The sequence below is a fragment of the Roseovarius sp. M141 genome, assembly GCF_024355225.1.
GTDB lineage: Bacteria > Pseudomonadota > Alphaproteobacteria > Rhodobacterales > Rhodobacteraceae > Roseovarius.
The window spans coordinates 329,924-346,308 of record NZ_VCNH01000008.1 but is presented as its reverse complement, the minus strand read 5'-3'; the positions used below and the strand labels follow the sequence as shown (position 1 = coordinate 346,308).

The following is a 16,385-nucleotide window of genomic DNA, read 5'->3' as shown; positions in this document are numbered from 1 at the left end:
GCGCTACAGACTGGATATGCGAAAGATTGAGCCAATGTCAATTCGCTGCATTGCGGCATTTCATACAGCGCAAACGCGCCTGTGGCAATTTTAGCGCTAACAGGGCCGCTGGCGATATTTCGCACTGACGCATCTTGCCGGGCGCGGGGGCACATACAAATTCACGACAAACGAAACCCTGCGTCTGGAAAGGATGCTGATATGAATATTTCTATTCGTAAGTCTCTTTTGATCGCCGTCTGCTCGGGCCTTGCCCTGCAAGCCTGCTCGCGCGAGAATGTCGCGGATAATACGTTTGATGGAACAGTATTCGTCGTCAAGACCATCGGCAAGACGGCCGTCGGAGCGGGCAAGCTGGCTGTCAAGGGTGGCACAGCCGCCGTGAACGCGGCACGCGAGAGCCGCGCCGCCAAGACCGAATTTCCGCGCGGCACCGCTGTGTGCGAGAATGCCTCGGGCGGCTATTATGCCGCGCTGACCTCCGAGCAGGGCGAACTTGTCTGCCTGCCAAAGTAAACACACGAGCTTTTGAGGGCGGCGCGCAATGCCGCCCCATCCATTGCACCAATGCCGCATTTCCACACCGATCTGCGCGCGGCTCTCTTGAGGCTGGTCCCAACCCCGCGCTTGGCGTAAAAGTCGATGAAACCACACCCCCATGGTGCCCGTCGCGCCTATGCTGCGAGGGCTTCTAATGTCAGGACCGCAAGAATTGCTTTACGATATACCATCCGCCGTTATCGCACTGACTCTTTTGGCTGCCATGCTGCTGGCCATGTTCGCGGCCTATCTGATTGGCGGGCGCAGTCATCGCAACCAGTCCGAGGAGGGGCGCAGCCAGACAACGGCGGTGCAGGGCTCGATGCTGGGTCTGTTGGCGCTGCTTCTGGGGTTTACCTTTTCGCTGGGCCTGTCGCGGCACGATGCCCGGTCTGTCGCCGTGGTGAGCGAGGCGAACGCCATCGGCACCGCTTGGCTGCGCGCTGATTTCCTGCCCGAAGATCTGCGCGTGACCGCGAAGGAAGATTTGCGCCGCTACACCCGTCTGCGGCTGGAGGCGTCCGAAGTGCCTGCCGATCAACACCAGCGCCGCAAGCGTCTGGTCGCCAATGCCGAAGCGGCCTTTGCCGATCTGTGGGCGCAGGCGTCGCTGAATGCGGCGGAAAAGGGCGGGCCGGCCGCTGTCAGCTATGCGGCGTCGCTGAATGACATGATTGACGCGCTGGGCGCGCGCGACGCTGCGATTGAACGGCATGTGCCCGAAATTGTGCTGTTCATGCTGTTCGGCACATTCATCCTGTCGGGCGCGATGCTGGGCTTTTCCTCTGGCCTCGCCGGGTCGCTGCCTGCGACGCCGGTGTATCTGATGCTGGCGCTGATCGTGCTGCTGGTGTTCATGATCATCGATCTGGACCGCCCCCGGCGCGGTCTGATCGAGGTGGATCAGCGGCCCCTGGCGGCGCTGCTAGAGACGATGAAGCCGCGATGATGCCTGCGCGCGCGCCCATTCCACGCGCCTGTCGCGCGGGGCAGGCCGGTCTGGCGCGGTGAATTCGACCGTTCATATGCCGCTATGGGCGCTGCTGTTGCTGCTGGCCTTTGCGGCTGTCACCTTTGCGTCGCATTTCCTGTTTCCGTCGGTGCGCTGGTTCTTTCGCCGTCGGCTCGAGCGGGCGGTGGCGCGGTTGAACACTCGCCTGACGCGGCCCATCGAACCGTTCAAGCTGGCCCGCCGCAACGACCTGATTCAGCGGCTGGTCTATGATCCGGACGTGACGCGGGCCATCGTCGCCTATGCGGCCAAGAACAAGGTGCGCGAGGACGTGGCGTTCGAGAAGGCGCGCAGATACGCGCGCGAGATCGTGCCCAGTTTCAGCGCTTTCGCCTATTTCAGCTTTGGCACGCGTGCGGCGAACTGGCTGGCCAACATGCTGTATGATGTAAGGACCAGCCCGCAAAACAGCGCCATCATCCAGAGCATCGACAAGGATGCGACGATGATCTTCATCATGAATCACCGCAGCAACATGGATTATGTGCTGGTGACGACGCTGGCGGCCCAATCCTCGGCCCTCAGCTATGCCGTTGGGGAATGGGCGCGCGTCTGGCCGCTGAGCCGCCTGATCAAGGCGATGGGCGCCTATTTCATCCGCCGTAGGGCGCGCGGGGGGCTCTATCGTACGGTGTTGGCGCGCTATGTGCAGATGGCGACGACGGGTGGCGTGACGCAGGCAATCTTTCCCGAGGGTGGGTTGACCGTCGATGGCTTCGTGAAACCGGCCAAGCTGGGGCTGCTTACCTATCTGGTCGAGGGCTGGAAGCCCGGCGGGCGGGATGTGGTGTTCGTGCCGATCGCCATCAATTACGACCGCGTGCTGGAGGACCGGGTGCTGATCGCCGCAGGCGCGCGCGGCGGTCGCAGGTTTCACGCGCGTGTATCTGTGATCGTGCGGTCGTCCCTGCGGATAGTGTGGCAGCGTCTGCGTGGGCGGTTCGTGCGCTTTGGGACCGCCGCCGTCGTCTTTGCACAGCCCATCCGGCTGAGCGATTACGGCGATGCGCCCCGGCTGGGCGATCTGGGTCGTGACCTGATGGGCAGCATTCAGGCAGCGATGCCGGTGCTCTATGTGCCGATGGTGGCACATACCCTGCTGCGCAGCGGCGATGCGATGGACAGTACCGCGCTGGCGGCGCAGGTTGCGCACATCCTGCAAACCGTTCAGGGGGACCCCCCGCCGCCCGAGGATATCGCAAGCGGTGTCGCCCGCGCCAGCGCGACGCTGGCGGCGCGCGATGCGATTATCGAGGGCGTTGACGGTTGGCAGATTGCGCCCGAAGGTGCGCCGTTGTTGACATATTACGCCAATTCCATCGCTCATTTCCTGCCCGACGCGGATGCGTCAGATGATGCTGCGGGTGCAAAGGAAATTTCTGCACCTGCTGGGTCATAAAGTTACAAAAGCCGACTTCGCGGCATTGCATTGTTGCGTGTGCTTGCGTATCTCAGGGTGGATATTCGCGATTCTGCATCGCGGCAACGATATGCGAAAGGAGGCCACCCATGGCTCTGGACACCGACATCGACACAGGCATCGCCAGCTACGACGCACCGGAAAAGGACCTTTACGAGGTGGGCGAAATGCCCCCGATGGGGTTTGTTCCCAAACAGATGTACGCGTGGGCGATCCGCCGCGAGCGGCATGGCGAACCCGAGCAGGCGTTTCAGCAGGAAATCGTCGACGTTCCGGTGCTGGACAGCAACGAAGTGCTGGTTTTGGTGATGGCCGCTGGCGTCAACTATAACGGCGTCTGGGCGGGCCTTGGCCAGCCGATCAGCCCGTTCGACGTGCACAAGGCCGAATACCACATCGCAGGCTCGGATGCCGCCGGTATCGTCTGGGCCGTGGGGGACAAGGTGCGCCGCTGGAAGGTGGGCGACGAGGTGGTCATCCACTGCAATCAGGACGATGGCGACGACGAGGAATGCAACGGCGGCGATCCGATGTTCTCGACCTCGCAGCGGATCTGGGGCTATGAGACGCCGGATGGCTCATTCGCGCAGTTCACCAACGTGCAGGCCCAGCAGCTGATGCCGCGCCCCAAGCATCTGACATGGGAAGAATCGGCCTGCTACACGCTGACGCTGGCCACCGCCTATCGCATGCTGTTCGGGCACGAACCGCATGACCTGAAGCCCGGCCAGAACGTGTTGGTCTGGGGGGCGTCGGGCGGCCTCGGCTCCTACGCGATCCAACTGATCAATACAGCCGGGGCGAACGCGATCGCCGTCATCTCCGAAGAGGACAAGCGCCAGTTCGTCATGGATCTGGGCGCCAAGGGCGCGATTAACCGCAAGGATTTCACCTGCTGGGGGCAACTGCCCAAGGTGAACACGCCGGAATACAACACCTGGCTGAAAGAAGCGCGCCGTTTCGGCAAGGCGATCTGGGAGATCACCGGCAAGGGCGTCAGCGTCGACATGGTGTTCGAGCATCCCGGCGAGGCGACGTTCCCCGTCTCATCGTTGGTGTGCAAGAAGGGCGGAATGGTCGTGATCTGCGCCGGCACCACCGGGTTCAACTGCACATTCGACGTGCGTTACATGTGGATGCACCAGAAGCGCCTGCAAGGCTCGCATTTCGCGCATCTGAAACAGGCCAGCGCCGCGAACAACCTGATGGTAGAGCGTCGTTTGGACCCCTGCATGTCCGAGGTGTTCCCGTGGGCCGATATCCCCGCCGCGCACACCAAGATGCTGCGCAACGAGCACAAGCCCGGCAACATGGCCGTGCTGGTGCAATCGCCCCGCACCGGGCTGCGCACCGTCGAGGATGCGCTGGCCGCGCGCGGCTGATCAGGCAAGGCTGATATCTGGCCAGAACGGCCCCGCGAATCGCCAGATCGGTTCGCGGGGTCGTTTTGTTTCGGGCGATTTGAAATGATGCCGGATATGCGCCGCGTTTCCCTGTTTCCGGGGGAACATAATCGGTGAGGTTCGCAGGATTCTTTTGCAAGTCAGGCTTGCGTTAGGGCTTCCTTAATCCACCTCGGCGAGGCTGGCATGAAGAATGAATGGATACCCGGCGTGCGCGCAGACCCGATCCCGCCCGACACAACCTGCGCGCGACGCACAGGATCAATGCCGCGCGTACTGTCCTTCAGCCGGGTAAAACCGCCGGGAAACGCTGTGCGACCTTGCGCATTGCAATAAAACAACAGCCGTTGTTTAGTCGGGTCTCACATCACCAAAGAGTTCGAGGAGGAACCCTGATGAAAGAGAATTTTGCACGCCTCATTCGCGCTGCGACAGTCGGTGCCGCGATGATCGTGGCCGGCGGCGCCGCAGTGGCGCAGGAACCCCAGTTTTTCCGCATCGGCACCGGTGGCACATCCGGCACCTACTATCCCATCGGCGGCCTGATCGCGAACGCGATCTCAAACCCGCCCGGCTCGCGCCCCTGCGACGAGGGCGGATCCTGTGGCTATCCGGGGCTGATCGCCTCGGCGCTGTCGGCCAACGGGTCGGTTGCTAACATCAACGCGATCGCCGGTGGCACGCTGGAATCGGGTTTTTCGCAGTCTGACGTCGCCACATGGGCGCAGACCGGCACCGGTATCTGGGACGGTCGCGAGCCCGTCGAGAAGCTGCGCGTCATCGCCAACCTCTACCCCGAGACGATCCATCTGGTCGCCTCCGCGTCCTCTGGCATCTCGTCGGTGGCCGACCTCAAGGGCAAGACCGTTTCGCTGGACGAGCCGGGGTCGGGCACGCTGGTCGATGCCCGTATCATCCTGGGCGCCTATGGCCTGAGCGAGGATGACATCGACGCCGCGTTCCTCAAGCCCGATCAGGCTGCCGACCGTATGCGCGACGGCGCAATGGATGCGTTCTTCTTCGTCGGGGGATTCCCTGCGGGTGCCATCGCCGAACTGGCCAGCCAAGAGGACATCAGCCTCGTCCCGATCACCGGTGCCGAGGCCGATGCAGTGACAGGCGAATACACCTTCTTTGCCGAGAACGTCGTGCCCGGCGGTACGTATGAGGGCGTTGACGAAGATGTCACCACCCTGTCCGTCGGCGCCCAGTGGGTGACCAGCGCCGATCAGCCCGAAGACCTGATCTATGGCATCACTGCGGCCCTGTGGAACGACAGCACCCGCAAGCTGCTGGATTCCGGGCACCAGAAGGGCAAGGTCATCACGGCCGAAACCGCCCTTGATGGCGTTGGCATCCCGCTGCACCCCGGCGCGGAAAAATTCTATCGTGAAAAGGGCCTGATCGAGTAATCAGCCCTGACCGGCCCGCCCCACGCGGGCCGGTTTTTCCATCCCCAAATCACGGCAGCGAGGCATTAATGTCCGAGACAACCGAGCCCGAACGCGTCAAGGCAATGACCGACGCGGAAATGAAGGCTCTGGAAGAAAAATACGACCCGGAGGTTCGGTTCAGACCCCTTTTGCCCGGCATGGGATGGGTCGTCGGCGGCGTCCTGTTTGCGCTGTCCTGCTATCACTTCTACACTGCCGGACACGGCATTCCGCAGGCGACACTGCACCGGGGCGCGCATCTGGCGTTCACCTTGGGCCTGATCTTTTTCTCCTTTACGGTTTTTTCCCATACCGAAAAGCCACGAAATACTCTGCTGACGCCGTTGGGCGTTTCGCTACCTGACTGGATCCTCGCCATCGCCGGCATCACCGCCGCGCTCTATGTGCCGTGGGTGTTCAACGATCTGGCATTCCGTGTCGGCAACCCGCTGATGATCGATGTGGTGATGGGCACCATCCTGATCGTCGTCCTGATGGAAGCGACCCGCCGCGCCATGGGATGGCCCCTGCCGGTCATCGCGATCCTTTTCATGGCCTACGCCTATTTCGGCCGCTCAATGCCGGGCGTGCTGACCCACCCCGGCGCCAGCTGGACCAACATCGTCAACCACCTATACCTGACATCTCAGGGCATATACGGCACCGCGCTGGGTGTGATTGCGACCTATGTGTTTCACTTCGTTCTGTTTGGCGTGATGGCAACGCGCATCGGCCTTGGCCAGCTGTTCATAGACCTTGCCTCGGCGCTCGCGGGCCGGTTCGCGGGCGGCCCGGCCAAGGTGTCGGTGGTGTCTTCGGCCATGCTGGGGTCTATCTCGGGCTCGTCCATCGCCAATACGGTCACCACCGGATCGCTGACCATCCCCGCGATGATCCGCATCGGATACCCCCGCCACTTCGCCGCAGCGGTCGAGGCCGCCAGTTCGACCGGTGGCCAGATAACACCTCCCGTCATGGGCGCGGTCGCGTTCCTGATGATCGAATACCTGGGCGTTCCGCTGACCACGATCCTGACGGCGGCGCTGGTCCCGGCCTTCATGCACTTCTTCGGCGTGCTGGTGCAGGTCCACCTTGAGGCGCGCCGTCGCGGCCTGCGCGGCATGACCAAGGACGAGCTGCCCGTCGCGTGGACGGTATTCAAGGCCGGCTGGCTGACCACCCTGCCGCTGTTCGTGCTGATTGCGACGCTGCTGTCGGGCAAGACGCCCTATCTGGCCGCCTACTACGGTATCTTGTCGTGCATCCTTGTGCTGGTGATCCAGAACCTGCTGCGCCACGGAACCGACATCGCGGGGTTTGCGAAACAGACCATGTCCGAGCTGTGGGACAGTTTCGTCACCGGCGCCAAATTCTCGCTGGCGGTCACGGCTGCTGCGGCGCTGGTGGGGGTCATCATCGGCGTCGTCACCCTGACCGGCGTCGGCTTCAAGATCGCCTATATGGTCACATCCGTGGCGGCGGGCTGGGCCGAGGATGTCTGGGGCGTCCTGTCATTCCTGCCGTTTGAGGTGATGTCGGTGTCCGCCCTTACGCTGCTGTTCACGCTGATCATGACGGCGGTCGTCTGCATCCTGATGGGGTGCGGCATCCCGACGACGGCGAACTACCTGATCATGATCGCCGTCGCGGCGCCGATCCTGGGGATGTTGGGGGTGCAGCCGCTGGTCGCCCACTTCTTCGTCTTTTACTATGGGGTCATGGCCGATATCACGCCGCCCGTCGCGCTGGCCGCCTATGCGGCGGCGGGCATCGCGGATTCCAACGCGTTCAAGACGGGCAACACGGCCTTCCGTCTTGGTATGGGCAAGGCACTGGTGCCGTTCGTCTTCGTCTTCTCGCCCTCTCTGCTGCTGGTGGTCGACGGGTTCACCTGGACGCAGTTCTTCATTGGCGTATCAGGCGCGATGGCGGGTATCTGGATGCTGTCGGCAGCCTTCGCCGACTGGCTGATCGGCCCGATGCGCGGCTATGAGCGTGCGCTATTGGCCGTGTCGGCGATCCTGCTGGTTGCACCAAACCTTTACGCGACGCTTGTAGGGCTTGCCCTGATCACGCCGGTTGTCCTGCGCCAGCTGCCGATGCTGCGTATGTCCCCGACCGAGCGGAACACCATCTGAAACGCAAAAGCCGGGCCAACGGGCCCGGCTTGCGTCCATTGCCAGAAGCGATCTTATAGTCGGCTGCCTGCTGCCCAATCCCAATACATCTCGCGCAGTCGACGTGTGACGGGGCCGACCTGATAGGTGGTGGTGTCAAAGGCTGACACCGGCGTCACCTTGGCCATGTTACCGGATAAAAACACCTCGTCGGCGCTGTGAAAGTCGTCAAAGCTCAGCATTGTCTCATGCACAACCATGCCCGCCTTGCGCATATTCACGATATGGCGCGCCCGCGTGATTCCGGCCAGAAACGTCCCGTTGGGTGCAGGCGTGAACACCTCGCCATCCTTGACCATGAAGACGTTGGCGGTCGCACTTTCGGCCACATTTCCCAGCGCGTCAGCGCACAGAACATTGCCAAAGCCCTTGGCCTGCGCCTCGGCCAGCATGCGTGCGTTGTTGGGATAAAGGCAGGCCGCCTTGGCGTTGACGACGGCATCCTCCATAACCGGGCGGCGGAACCGGGTGCGCGTCAGCGTCGTCGCCGCACCCTCCGGCGGCATCGGGATTTCCTCCAGGCAAACGGCAAACCCGGTCGAGGAACGATTGGGCATGATCGCCATATAGCCCGTATCCTGCCCCCAATACATCGGCCGGATATAAACCGCGGCGCCCGGTGCATAGGCCCGCAGCCCCTCGCGAACAATCTCTACCATGTCATCCACCGCGACAGTGGGGTCCAGCATCAGCGCCTCCGCTGACCGGTTCACCCGCGCGCAATGCAGATCCAGATCCGGCACCAGGCCATGTGCCAGCCGTGCGCCGTCAAATACGGCGCTGCCCAGCCACATACCATGATCGGCGGCCCGCATGATCGGCGCGTCGCCCTCACGCCAAGCGCCCTCGAAATAGGTCCGAATGTTAGTGCCTGTCGCCATTGCGCGCCCCTGCTTTCATCGTTCCAAAAATACTCCCGCCGGAGGCGCCCGAGAAAATTCGCGAATTTTCTCACTAAAGCGTTTCGCGAAATGCTTTAGCGGCCGACCATACCGACAATCTCGTAGGTCTTGTGCAAGATCGGCGCTGCGATCTCGCGCGCGCGATCCGATCCGCGGCACAGGATAGCGTCGATTTCGCTGACATCCTGCATCAGGCGGCCCATTTCGTCGGAAATGGGTGCCATGCGGTCGACGGCCAGATCGGCCAGCAGCGGCTTGAACTCCGAAAATGCCCGTCCGCCCATGTCACGCATCACTTCCTCGGCGCTCATCCCGGCCAGACCGGCATAGATGTTGACCAGATTGCGCGCCTCGGGGCGTCCTTCCAGCCCCTCCAGATCCGACGGCAGCGGCTCGGGGTCGGTCTTGGCCTTGCGGATCTTCTTGGAAATGGTGTCTGCGTCATCGGTCATGTTGATCCGGCTCATGTCCGAGGGGTCGGATTTCGACATCTTTTTCGACCCGTCCCGCAGGCTCATCACGCGCGTGGCGGCGCCTTCGATCACCGGCTCGGGGCTGGGGAAGAAATCGACGCCGTAGTCGTGGTTGAACTTGGCCGCGATGTCGCGGGTCAGCTCCAGATGCTGTTTCTGGTCCTCGCCCACCGGCACATGGGTGGCGTGATAGACCAGAATATCGGCGGCCATCAGCGCGGGATAGCCGAACAGCCCAAGCGAGGCGTTCTCGGCGTTCTTGCCCGCCTTGTCCTTGAACTGGGTCATCCGCTTCATCCAGCCCATGCGCGCGACGCAGTTGAAAATCCACGCCATCTGCGTGTGCTCGGGCACCTGGCTCTGATTGAACAGGATCGACTTTTCCGGATCGAGCCCCGAGGCGATGAACCCCGCCGTCAGCTCGCGCGTGGCGTGGCGCAGCTTGGCCGGGTTCTGCCAGACGGTGATCGCGTGCAGATCAACCATGCAGTACAGCGACTGCACCCCGCGATCCTGCGCATCGGCGAACCGCTTCAGCGCGCCCAGATAGTTGCCCAGATGCAGATCGCCCGAAGGCTGGATGCCCGAAAACACCCTTGGGGTGAAGGCCGCATCGCTCATTGCTCATCTCCGTCTGGATTTCCGTGCACGCCTCGCTTACCCATGCGCTAATGTCCCGTCAAGCAAAGGCCAGAGCAGCCCCATGAGCCATCCAGACGATTCCAGCCCGTTCAATCCGTTGCCGCCCGTCGTGGTGGTGCTGTTTCTGGCCGTCGCGATCCCCGAGATCGCGTTCTTCCTCGGCTCCAAGGGGCTGATCGGCGGCCCGCAGGCCGTGGGCTGGCGGCAGGCGGCCATTCAGGACTACGGATTCAGCGGCGATCTGCTGCGCTGGATGATCGCGAACGGGATCTACCCGCCCGAGCATCTGTTGCGTTTTGTGACCTATCCATTCGTGCACGGCAGTTTCAGCGAAATGTTGTTTGCCGCCGCGCTGCTGCTGGCGATGGGTAAATTCGTGGGCGAAGTTTTCCGCCCCGTCGCCACGCTGGCGGCGTTTTTCATCCCTGCCATCTGCGGAGCGCTGGCCTATGGGCTGATCGCGCGGGACAATCCGTGGCTCTATGGTGCGTTTCCCGGCATCTATGGCCTGATTGGCGCGTTTACCTACCTGCTCTGGCTGCAGCTGGGCCAGACGGGGGGCAGCCAGTCACGCGCCTTTGTGCTGATCGGGTTCCTGATGGGCGCGCAGCTGCTGTTTTCGCTGCTGTTCGGCGGCACGCTGCGCTGGGTCGCGGACGGGACCGGGTTCCTGACCGGGTTCATCGCGTCCTTTGTCCTGCGTCCCGGTGGCTGGACCAAGCTGCGTATGAAACTGCTTCAGCGCTGACGCTTCAGCGCTGCTTTCAGCTCGGATTTGCGGAAAGCGCCGACCATGCGCCCTACGTAGTAGTAGACGACCGAACCCAGCACGATCAGCAGCAGCAGCGCCAGCCCGCGCCAGCCGGGGATGCCGAAGAAGGGCGACAGCGCCACCATCAGCCCCCAAAGCGCGGCGCCCATCACCGCCGAGGCCACGCAGATCCGCCACAGTCGGCTGCGGAACCGGTCGTCGAACCGCGCGACATCCCCAAATGGGCGCACGCCGCGCGCCAGCAGCCATACCATCGCCCAGCCGGCAATGGTCGTGCCGAGCGCCGCCGCTATCCAGCCGATGGCAGGGGCAAGGCCGATGGCCAGGCCTGCGTTCACGACCAGCGACACCAGCGCATAATAGAACGGCCGCTTGGTATCCTCGCGGGCGAAATAGATCGGTTGCAGCACCTTTTGCAGCACGAAGGCCGGCAGGCCCAGGCCATAGATCGCCACTGCCAGCGCCGTCGCGGCGGTATCGTCATAGCCGAAATTGCCACGCTGGAACAGCACCGTGATCAGCGGGATCGGGATAACCACCAGCGCCACGGCGGCAGGGATGGTCAGGGCCAAGGACACCTCGCCCGCGCGGCTGAGGGCCATGCGCGCGCCAGTGCTGTCATCGGCGCGCAGGCGGCGTGACAGGTCCGGCAGCAGCACGATGCCCACGGCGATGCCGACCACACCCAGCGGCAGCTGGTACAGGCGGTCGGCGGCGTATAGCCAACTGACCGCGCTCTCGAAATTGCTGGCCACCTGCTGGCCCACCAGCAGGTTGATCTGCATGACCCCGCCCGCCAGCGCGGCGGGGACTGCGACGCGCACCAGCTGGCGCATCGCAGGCGTCCAGCGCGGGCGCACCGGGCGCACCGAATGACCGCCGCGCCGCGCCGCGACCCAGACCAGCACCAGTTGCGCGACACCCGCGAACGGGATCGACCAGACCAGCGCGCCCGGCACGCTGCCCCCCGTCCAGACGGCCACGCCCATCGCACCGCACAGGATGACGTTCAGCAGCACCGGCGCGGCGGCGGCGGCAACGAACCGCCCGCCCGAATTCAGCACGCCCGACAGCAGCGCTGCCAGCGATATGAAAAAGATGTAGGGAAACACGACGCGCCCGAATTCGACCGTCAGGTCGAACCGTTCGTCCCCGGAAAACCCCTCGGCGGTGGCCCAGACCAGCGCGGGCATGAAGATCATCGCCAGCGACACGACGAACAGCAGCACCAGCGCCAGCCCGCTGAACGCCAGAGAGGCAAAACCGTTCGGATCTTCGCCCGCCTCCAGCCGTTTAGAAAACATCGGCACGAAGGCCGCGTTGAACGCGCCCTCGGCGAAAAAGCGGCGGAACATGTTGGGCAGGCGGAACGCGGCGACGAACGCATCCATGACCGGCCCCGGCCCGATCAGCCCCGCAATCATCACGTCGCGCACAAACCCCAGTACGCGGCTGAGCATGGTCCAGCCGCCCACGGTGAAGATGCTGCTGATCAGCCGCACGGGGCGCGCTGTCTGGGGGATATCTGCGCTCACTCAATGGCCCTTTGCGTGCCTTCGGTAATGGCCGCGCGCAGCTTCGCTTCCAGCGATTTCTGCTTGGCCTCCGAGTAGAATTTCAATCCGAACATGTCCTTGACATAGAAGGTGTCGACGACCTGTTCTCCGAATGTCGCGATGACCGCGCTGGCGATATAGACGTTGTTTGCCGCCAATGTGCGGGTCAGGTCATAGAGCAGCGCGGGCCGGTCGCGTGTATCGACCTCGATGATCGTATAGATCTCGGATCCGTCATTGTCGAAGGTGATATGCGTCGGCACCCGAAAGGCGCGCTCGCGCTTCTTCAGCTTGTCGCGCGATTTGATCGCGTCGCGCGCCACCACCTCGCCGCGCAGCGTTTTCAGGATGGTCCGGCGCAGGCGCGGCAGGCGCTCGTCCGCGAAGGGGTGGCCTTCGCTGTCCTGTATCCAGAACACGGCGGTCGCAAACCCGTCCTTGGACGTATAGGTGCGCGCGTCGACCACGTTGGCCCCCACCAGTGCAAGCGCGCCGGCAAGGCGCGAAAAGATACCGGGATGGTCGGCCAGCACGAAACAGGCGCGGGTGGCATCGCGGTCCTCGTCGGGGTGCATGTCGATGCCGATGTTGTCACGGTTTCCCTCGTGGTCGATCTCACGCAGGAGATTGGCGAAAATGACATGCGCGGTGACGTGCAGGCCCTGCCAGTAGGGGGGGTAATGGCGCGCCGTCTCGGCCTTCAGCGCCTTGACGTCCCATCCTTTCAGGGCCTTGCGCAGGCCGTTCTTGGCGTCCGAGCCGCGCTGTTCGCGGTTGATATCCTCCAGCCCGTTTTCCATCGCGCCCAGCGTCTGACGGTAGAGCGCGCGCAAGAGCGACGCCTTCCAGTTGTTCCACGTCCCCGGCCCGACGCCGCGAATGTCGCAGACCGTCAGCACGCACAGCAGGTCCAGCCGCTCGCGCACCTGCACCGCCTTTGCAAAATCGCGCACGGTGCGCGGGTCGGCAATGTCGCGTTTCTGCGCCATGTCCGACATCAGCAGGTGATAGCGCACCAGCCATTCGACCGTGTCCACCTCGCGCGGCTTCAACCCCAGACGCGGCGCCACCTTGCGCACGATCTTGGCGCCCAGGATCGAATGATCCTCGGGGCGGCCCTTGCCGATGTCATGCAGAAGCAACGCGACATAAAGGATGCGCCGGTTTACCCCGTGTTTGAGGATGGACGAGGCGATGGGCAGCTCTTCGATCAGTTCCTCGCGCTCGATCCGGGCAAGGTGGCTGATGCATTGGATCGTGTGTTCGTCGACCGTGTAGTGGTGATACATGTTGAACTGCATCATCGCGACGATGGGTTCAAATTCGGGGATGAAGGCGGACAGCACGCCCAGCTCGTTCATGCGGCGCAGCGCGCGCTCGGGGTTGCCGTGTTTCAGCAGCAGGCCGAGGAACAGCTTTTGCGCGTCCGGATCATTGCGCACATCGTCGGTAATAAGGTCAAGATTCGCCGTGACCAGCCGCATCGCGTCGGGGTGGATCAGCAGGCCGGTGCGCAAGCCCTCTTCGAAGACGCGCAATATGTTCAGCGGGTCGGCCAGAAAGGCCGCGTCGTCGACGATGGCAAGCCGCCCATGCAGCTGGGTATAGCCGTCCTTCAGCTTGCGTCTGCGGCGCAGCAGGCGTTGCAGCAGGGGCTGGGATTTGACATGCGCCGCTTCCAGCTTGCTCAGGAAGATGCGGGTCAGATCGCCCACCGCTGTGGCATGGCGAAAATAGTCCTGCATGAAGATTTCCACGCCCCGGCGTCCGGCGCGGTCGGAATATCCCATCCGCTCGGCGACGTCGACCTGTAGATCGAACGTCAGCTTGTCAACGGGTCTGCCCGTGATCAGATGCAGCTGGCAGCGCACCGCCCAGAGAAAGTTCTCGGCCTGCGTGAAGGTGCCGAATTCCTCTTCGGTGAACAGCCCGTGGTGCACCAGCTGCGCGGTGTCGGGAACGCGGTAGATATATTTGGCGATCCAGAACAGCGATTGCAGATCACGCAGCCCGCCCTTGCCCTCCTTGACGTTGGGCTCGACCATGTAGCGCTGGCCGCCCTGTTTTTCATGGCGGGTCTCGCGTTCTTCCAGCTTGGCCTCGGTGAATTCGCGCTGGGTGCCGGAAAAAAGGTCGTTCCACAGGCTATGGTTCAGCTTGGCGGCCAGCCGCCTGTCGCCGGTCAGCCAGCGGTTTTCCAGCAGGGCGGTGCGGATAGTGAAATCCTCGGCGCCAAGGCGCAGGCAATCGCGGATGGTGCGGCTGGAATGGCCCACCTTCAGCCGCAGATCCCACAGGATATACAGCATCGATTCGATCACGCTCTCGGCCCAGCCGGTAATCTTGTAAGGGGTGAGAAACAGCAGATCGATGTCCGAATGCGGCGCCATGTCACCCCGCCCATAGCCACCGACCGCCAGCACGCTGAGATGCTGGCCGCTGGTCGGCGTGGGCAGGGGGTGCAGCACCTCGGTCGCCAGGCGATAGGCGGCCAGCACAATGCAATCGGTCAGCCAGCTATAGCTGTGGACGGCTTCGCGCGCGCGCAGCGGATTGTCGGCCAGCGCGGCGGCGATGGCATCGCGCCCGCGCTGCATCGCATCGCTCAGTACGCCCACCGCCATCTTGCGCAGATCGCCGGGGGGCACGCAGATGCCGTCGTTCAGCGCAGCCTGTACCGCCCCCCGGTCAAAGATATCCTGCGCCGGACAGATCAGGTCGTCCGGGGCCGGATCACGCGCCGGCGTGGTGTTCCTCAGCTGTGACATGTGGCGCCGCTTGCCGCCGGATCAGAAGCCCGCACCGCCAAAGCCTTGCGGCGCCGGATCAAGGATCACGACCTTGCTGTTGCGCACCGTGGCCACGGCCAGACCGCGCTGGTTGGTGCCGTCGCTGCGCAGGCGGAACACGCCGTCGACGCCCTGAAAGCCCGCCGATTGCGTCAGGCCCGACTTGGACAGCGCATCACGCTTGCCGGTCTTGATCAGCGCACCGATGGCGGCGATGCCGTCATAGCCCAGTCCGGCGATGGGATGGGGTCGGTTGCCATTTGTCTGCTGGAACCGCGCCTGGAACCGCGCCGCCTTGCCTGTGTCGGGCACGGCGAACCAGCCACCCTGGACGCCGGGCAGGTCCAGCGTTTGCGCTGGGGTATCCCAACGCGCAAGGCCGATATACTGGATCGACGCCGGGCTCAGCCCGTTTTCGGGCAGCATCTGCGAAAACAGCGGTAGCGCACCAGCAGAGTTCGCGGTCAGGAAAATCGCATCGGCTGCGGTACTGTCGGCGGTGCTGGTGATCTGCGGCACGGCGGCAACGACGCCCTCCTGCGAGAAATCATAGCCGATGTTGCCGACGATCTGCGCACCCGCGCGCGAGGCGGCTGATGCAATGGCCTGCTGGCCCAACTGACCGGCGAGGTTGTTGGAATACACCGTCAGGATGCGTTTTTTGTTTTGCCGCACGGCAAAGCGCGTCAGCCGCTCTGCGGTGTTGTCAAAGGTCTGGCCGAGGATGAACAGGTTGCCGCCCGCGATGGTCGGGTTGTTCGAAAAGGCCAGCACGTTCACATTCGAGGGCGCCACCGCGACAGCCACGGCATTGGCCGATTCGGCATGCAGCGGCCCGATGATGATCTTGGCCCCGTCTGCCACGGCGTTCAGCGCCGCCTTTTGCGCCTGTCCGGGCTGGCCAGCGGTGCCGTATACCCTGAGGTCAATCTTGATGCCGCCCAGATCCGCCACGGCCATGCGCGCCGCCGCTTCGAGGTCGCGCGCCAGCGCCGCCTCGCCCGGTGCGGAAGAGCCATGCGGCACCAGCAGCGCCACCGCGACCGGCCCGGAGGGGTCGATGGGCTGCCCTTGCCCGCCGCCACTACCCGGCCCCATAGGCTCGCACGCGGCGATCCAGAGAATGGACAGCACCGCGATGATACGGGCCAGCAGCTTGCGGGCGATTGGCAAAACAGCGAACATGGGGGATACCTCGTTTCGGGATGAAAGGCGCCTGTTGGGGCGCCCGTGTTTCCCGGTCAATCATAAACGTCATGTGGGGCG

The 16,385-nt window shown here is 63.6% G+C and carries 12 protein-coding genes; 7 read left to right on the top strand and 5 right to left on the bottom strand.

The features are described from left to right. The first annotated feature begins 201 nt into the window (after positions 1-201). The 6 genes from FGD77_RS05775 (at position 202) to FGD77_RS05750 (ending at position 7,946) form a co-directional block, all read left to right on the top strand. Complete coding sequence (locus FGD77_RS05775; RefSeq protein ID WP_255007323.1) at positions 202-516, top strand: hypothetical protein; 315 nt, start codon at positions 202-204, stop codon at positions 514-516. 178 nt (positions 517-694) lie between these two features. Then, entirely contained in the window at positions 695-1,489 is a 795-nt protein-coding gene (locus FGD77_RS05770; protein WP_255007321.1) for a hypothetical protein, read from the top strand. Positions 1,490-1,547: 58 nt separating this feature from the next. Then, complete coding sequence (locus FGD77_RS05765; protein ID WP_255007319.1) at positions 1,548-2,951, top strand: 1-acyl-sn-glycerol-3-phosphate acyltransferase; 1,404 nt, start codon at positions 1,548-1,550, stop codon at positions 2,949-2,951. Between the two features lie 110 nt (positions 2,952-3,061). Then, a complete protein-coding gene (gene ccrA, locus FGD77_RS05760; protein WP_255007318.1) occupies positions 3,062-4,354 on the top strand; it encodes a crotonyl-CoA carboxylase/reductase in 1,293 nt (430 codons plus the stop codon). A 416-nt stretch (positions 4,355-4,770) separates the two neighbouring features. Beyond that, positions 4,771-5,787 carry a TAXI family TRAP transporter solute-binding subunit gene (locus FGD77_RS05755; RefSeq protein ID WP_255007314.1) on the top strand — a complete coding sequence of 339 codons (1,017 nt, stop codon included), beginning with the start codon at positions 4,771-4,773 and terminating at the stop codon, positions 5,785-5,787. Between the two features lie 68 nt (positions 5,788-5,855). Then, a complete protein-coding gene (locus FGD77_RS05750; protein WP_255007312.1) occupies positions 5,856-7,946 on the top strand; it encodes a TRAP transporter permease in 2,091 nt (696 codons plus the stop codon). Between the two features lie 53 nt (positions 7,947-7,999). Here the strand turns inward: FGD77_RS05750 and FGD77_RS05745 are convergent, their stop codons facing one another. Both FGD77_RS05745 and trpS read right to left on the bottom strand, forming a co-directional pair. Continuing rightward, on the bottom strand, positions 8,000-8,866 hold the full coding sequence (locus tag FGD77_RS05745; protein ID WP_255007310.1) for a branched-chain amino acid aminotransferase: 867 nt from the start codon (positions 8,864-8,866) through the stop codon (positions 8,000-8,002). A gap of 95 nt (positions 8,867-8,961) precedes the next feature. After that, positions 8,962-9,981 carry a tryptophan--tRNA ligase gene (trpS, locus tag FGD77_RS05740; protein ID WP_255007307.1) on the bottom strand — a complete coding sequence of 340 codons (1,020 nt, stop codon included), beginning with the start codon at positions 9,979-9,981 and terminating at the stop codon, positions 8,962-8,964. An 82-nt stretch (positions 9,982-10,063) separates the two neighbouring features. On the opposite strand from trpS, the gene FGD77_RS05735 reads away from it, so the two are divergent. Next, a complete protein-coding gene (locus FGD77_RS05735) occupies positions 10,064-10,750 on the top strand; it encodes a rhomboid family intramembrane serine protease (protein WP_255007304.1) in 687 nt (228 codons plus the stop codon). Here the strand turns inward: FGD77_RS05735 and murJ are convergent. The 3 genes from murJ to FGD77_RS05720 are packed head-to-tail and all read right to left on the bottom strand — an operon-like array spanning position 10,741 to position 16,304. Next, positions 10,741-12,309, bottom strand: a complete 1,569-nt coding sequence (murJ, locus tag FGD77_RS05730) for a murein biosynthesis integral membrane protein MurJ (protein ID WP_255007301.1) — start codon at positions 12,307-12,309, stop codon at positions 10,741-10,743. The genes FGD77_RS05735 and murJ overlap by 10 nt on opposite strands. Next, positions 12,306-15,098: a [protein-PII] uridylyltransferase gene (locus FGD77_RS05725; protein WP_255007299.1), complete on the bottom strand. Its 2,793-nt coding sequence runs from the start codon at positions 15,096-15,098 to the stop codon at positions 12,306-12,308. The genes murJ and FGD77_RS05725 overlap by 4 nt, the downstream gene beginning before the upstream one ends. A 21-nt stretch (positions 15,099-15,119) precedes the next feature. Continuing rightward, complete coding sequence (locus FGD77_RS05720) at positions 15,120-16,304, bottom strand: penicillin-binding protein activator (RefSeq protein ID WP_255007297.1); 1,185 nt, start codon at positions 16,302-16,304, stop codon at positions 15,120-15,122. Positions 16,305-16,385: the final 81 nt, after the last annotated feature.

Coding starts and splice junctions, on each gene's coding strand:
- FGD77_RS05720 (WP_255007297.1), bottom strand. CDS start 16,304: ATGTTCGCTGTTTTGCCAATCGCCCGCAAGCTGCTGGCCCGTATCATC.
- FGD77_RS05745 (WP_255007310.1), bottom strand. CDS start 8,866: ATGGCGACAGGCACTAACATTCGGACCTATTTCGAGGGCGCTTGGCGT.
- FGD77_RS05750 (WP_255007312.1), top strand. CDS start 5,856: ATGTCCGAGACAACCGAGCCCGAACGCGTCAAGGCAATGACCGACGCG.
- trpS (WP_255007307.1), bottom strand. CDS start 9,981: ATGAGCGATGCGGCCTTCACCCCAAGGGTGTTTTCGGGCATCCAGCCT.
- FGD77_RS05735 (WP_255007304.1), top strand. CDS start 10,064: ATGAGCCATCCAGACGATTCCAGCCCGTTCAATCCGTTGCCGCCCGTC.
- FGD77_RS05775 (WP_255007323.1), top strand. CDS start 202: ATGAATATTTCTATTCGTAAGTCTCTTTTGATCGCCGTCTGCTCGGGC.
- FGD77_RS05755 (WP_255007314.1), top strand. CDS start 4,771: ATGAAAGAGAATTTTGCACGCCTCATTCGCGCTGCGACAGTCGGTGCC.
- FGD77_RS05725 (WP_255007299.1), bottom strand. CDS start 15,098: ATGTCACAGCTGAGGAACACCACGCCGGCGCGTGATCCGGCCCCGGAC.
- FGD77_RS05770 (WP_255007321.1), top strand. CDS start 695: ATGTCAGGACCGCAAGAATTGCTTTACGATATACCATCCGCCGTTATC.
- ccrA (WP_255007318.1), top strand. CDS start 3,062: ATGGCTCTGGACACCGACATCGACACAGGCATCGCCAGCTACGACGCA.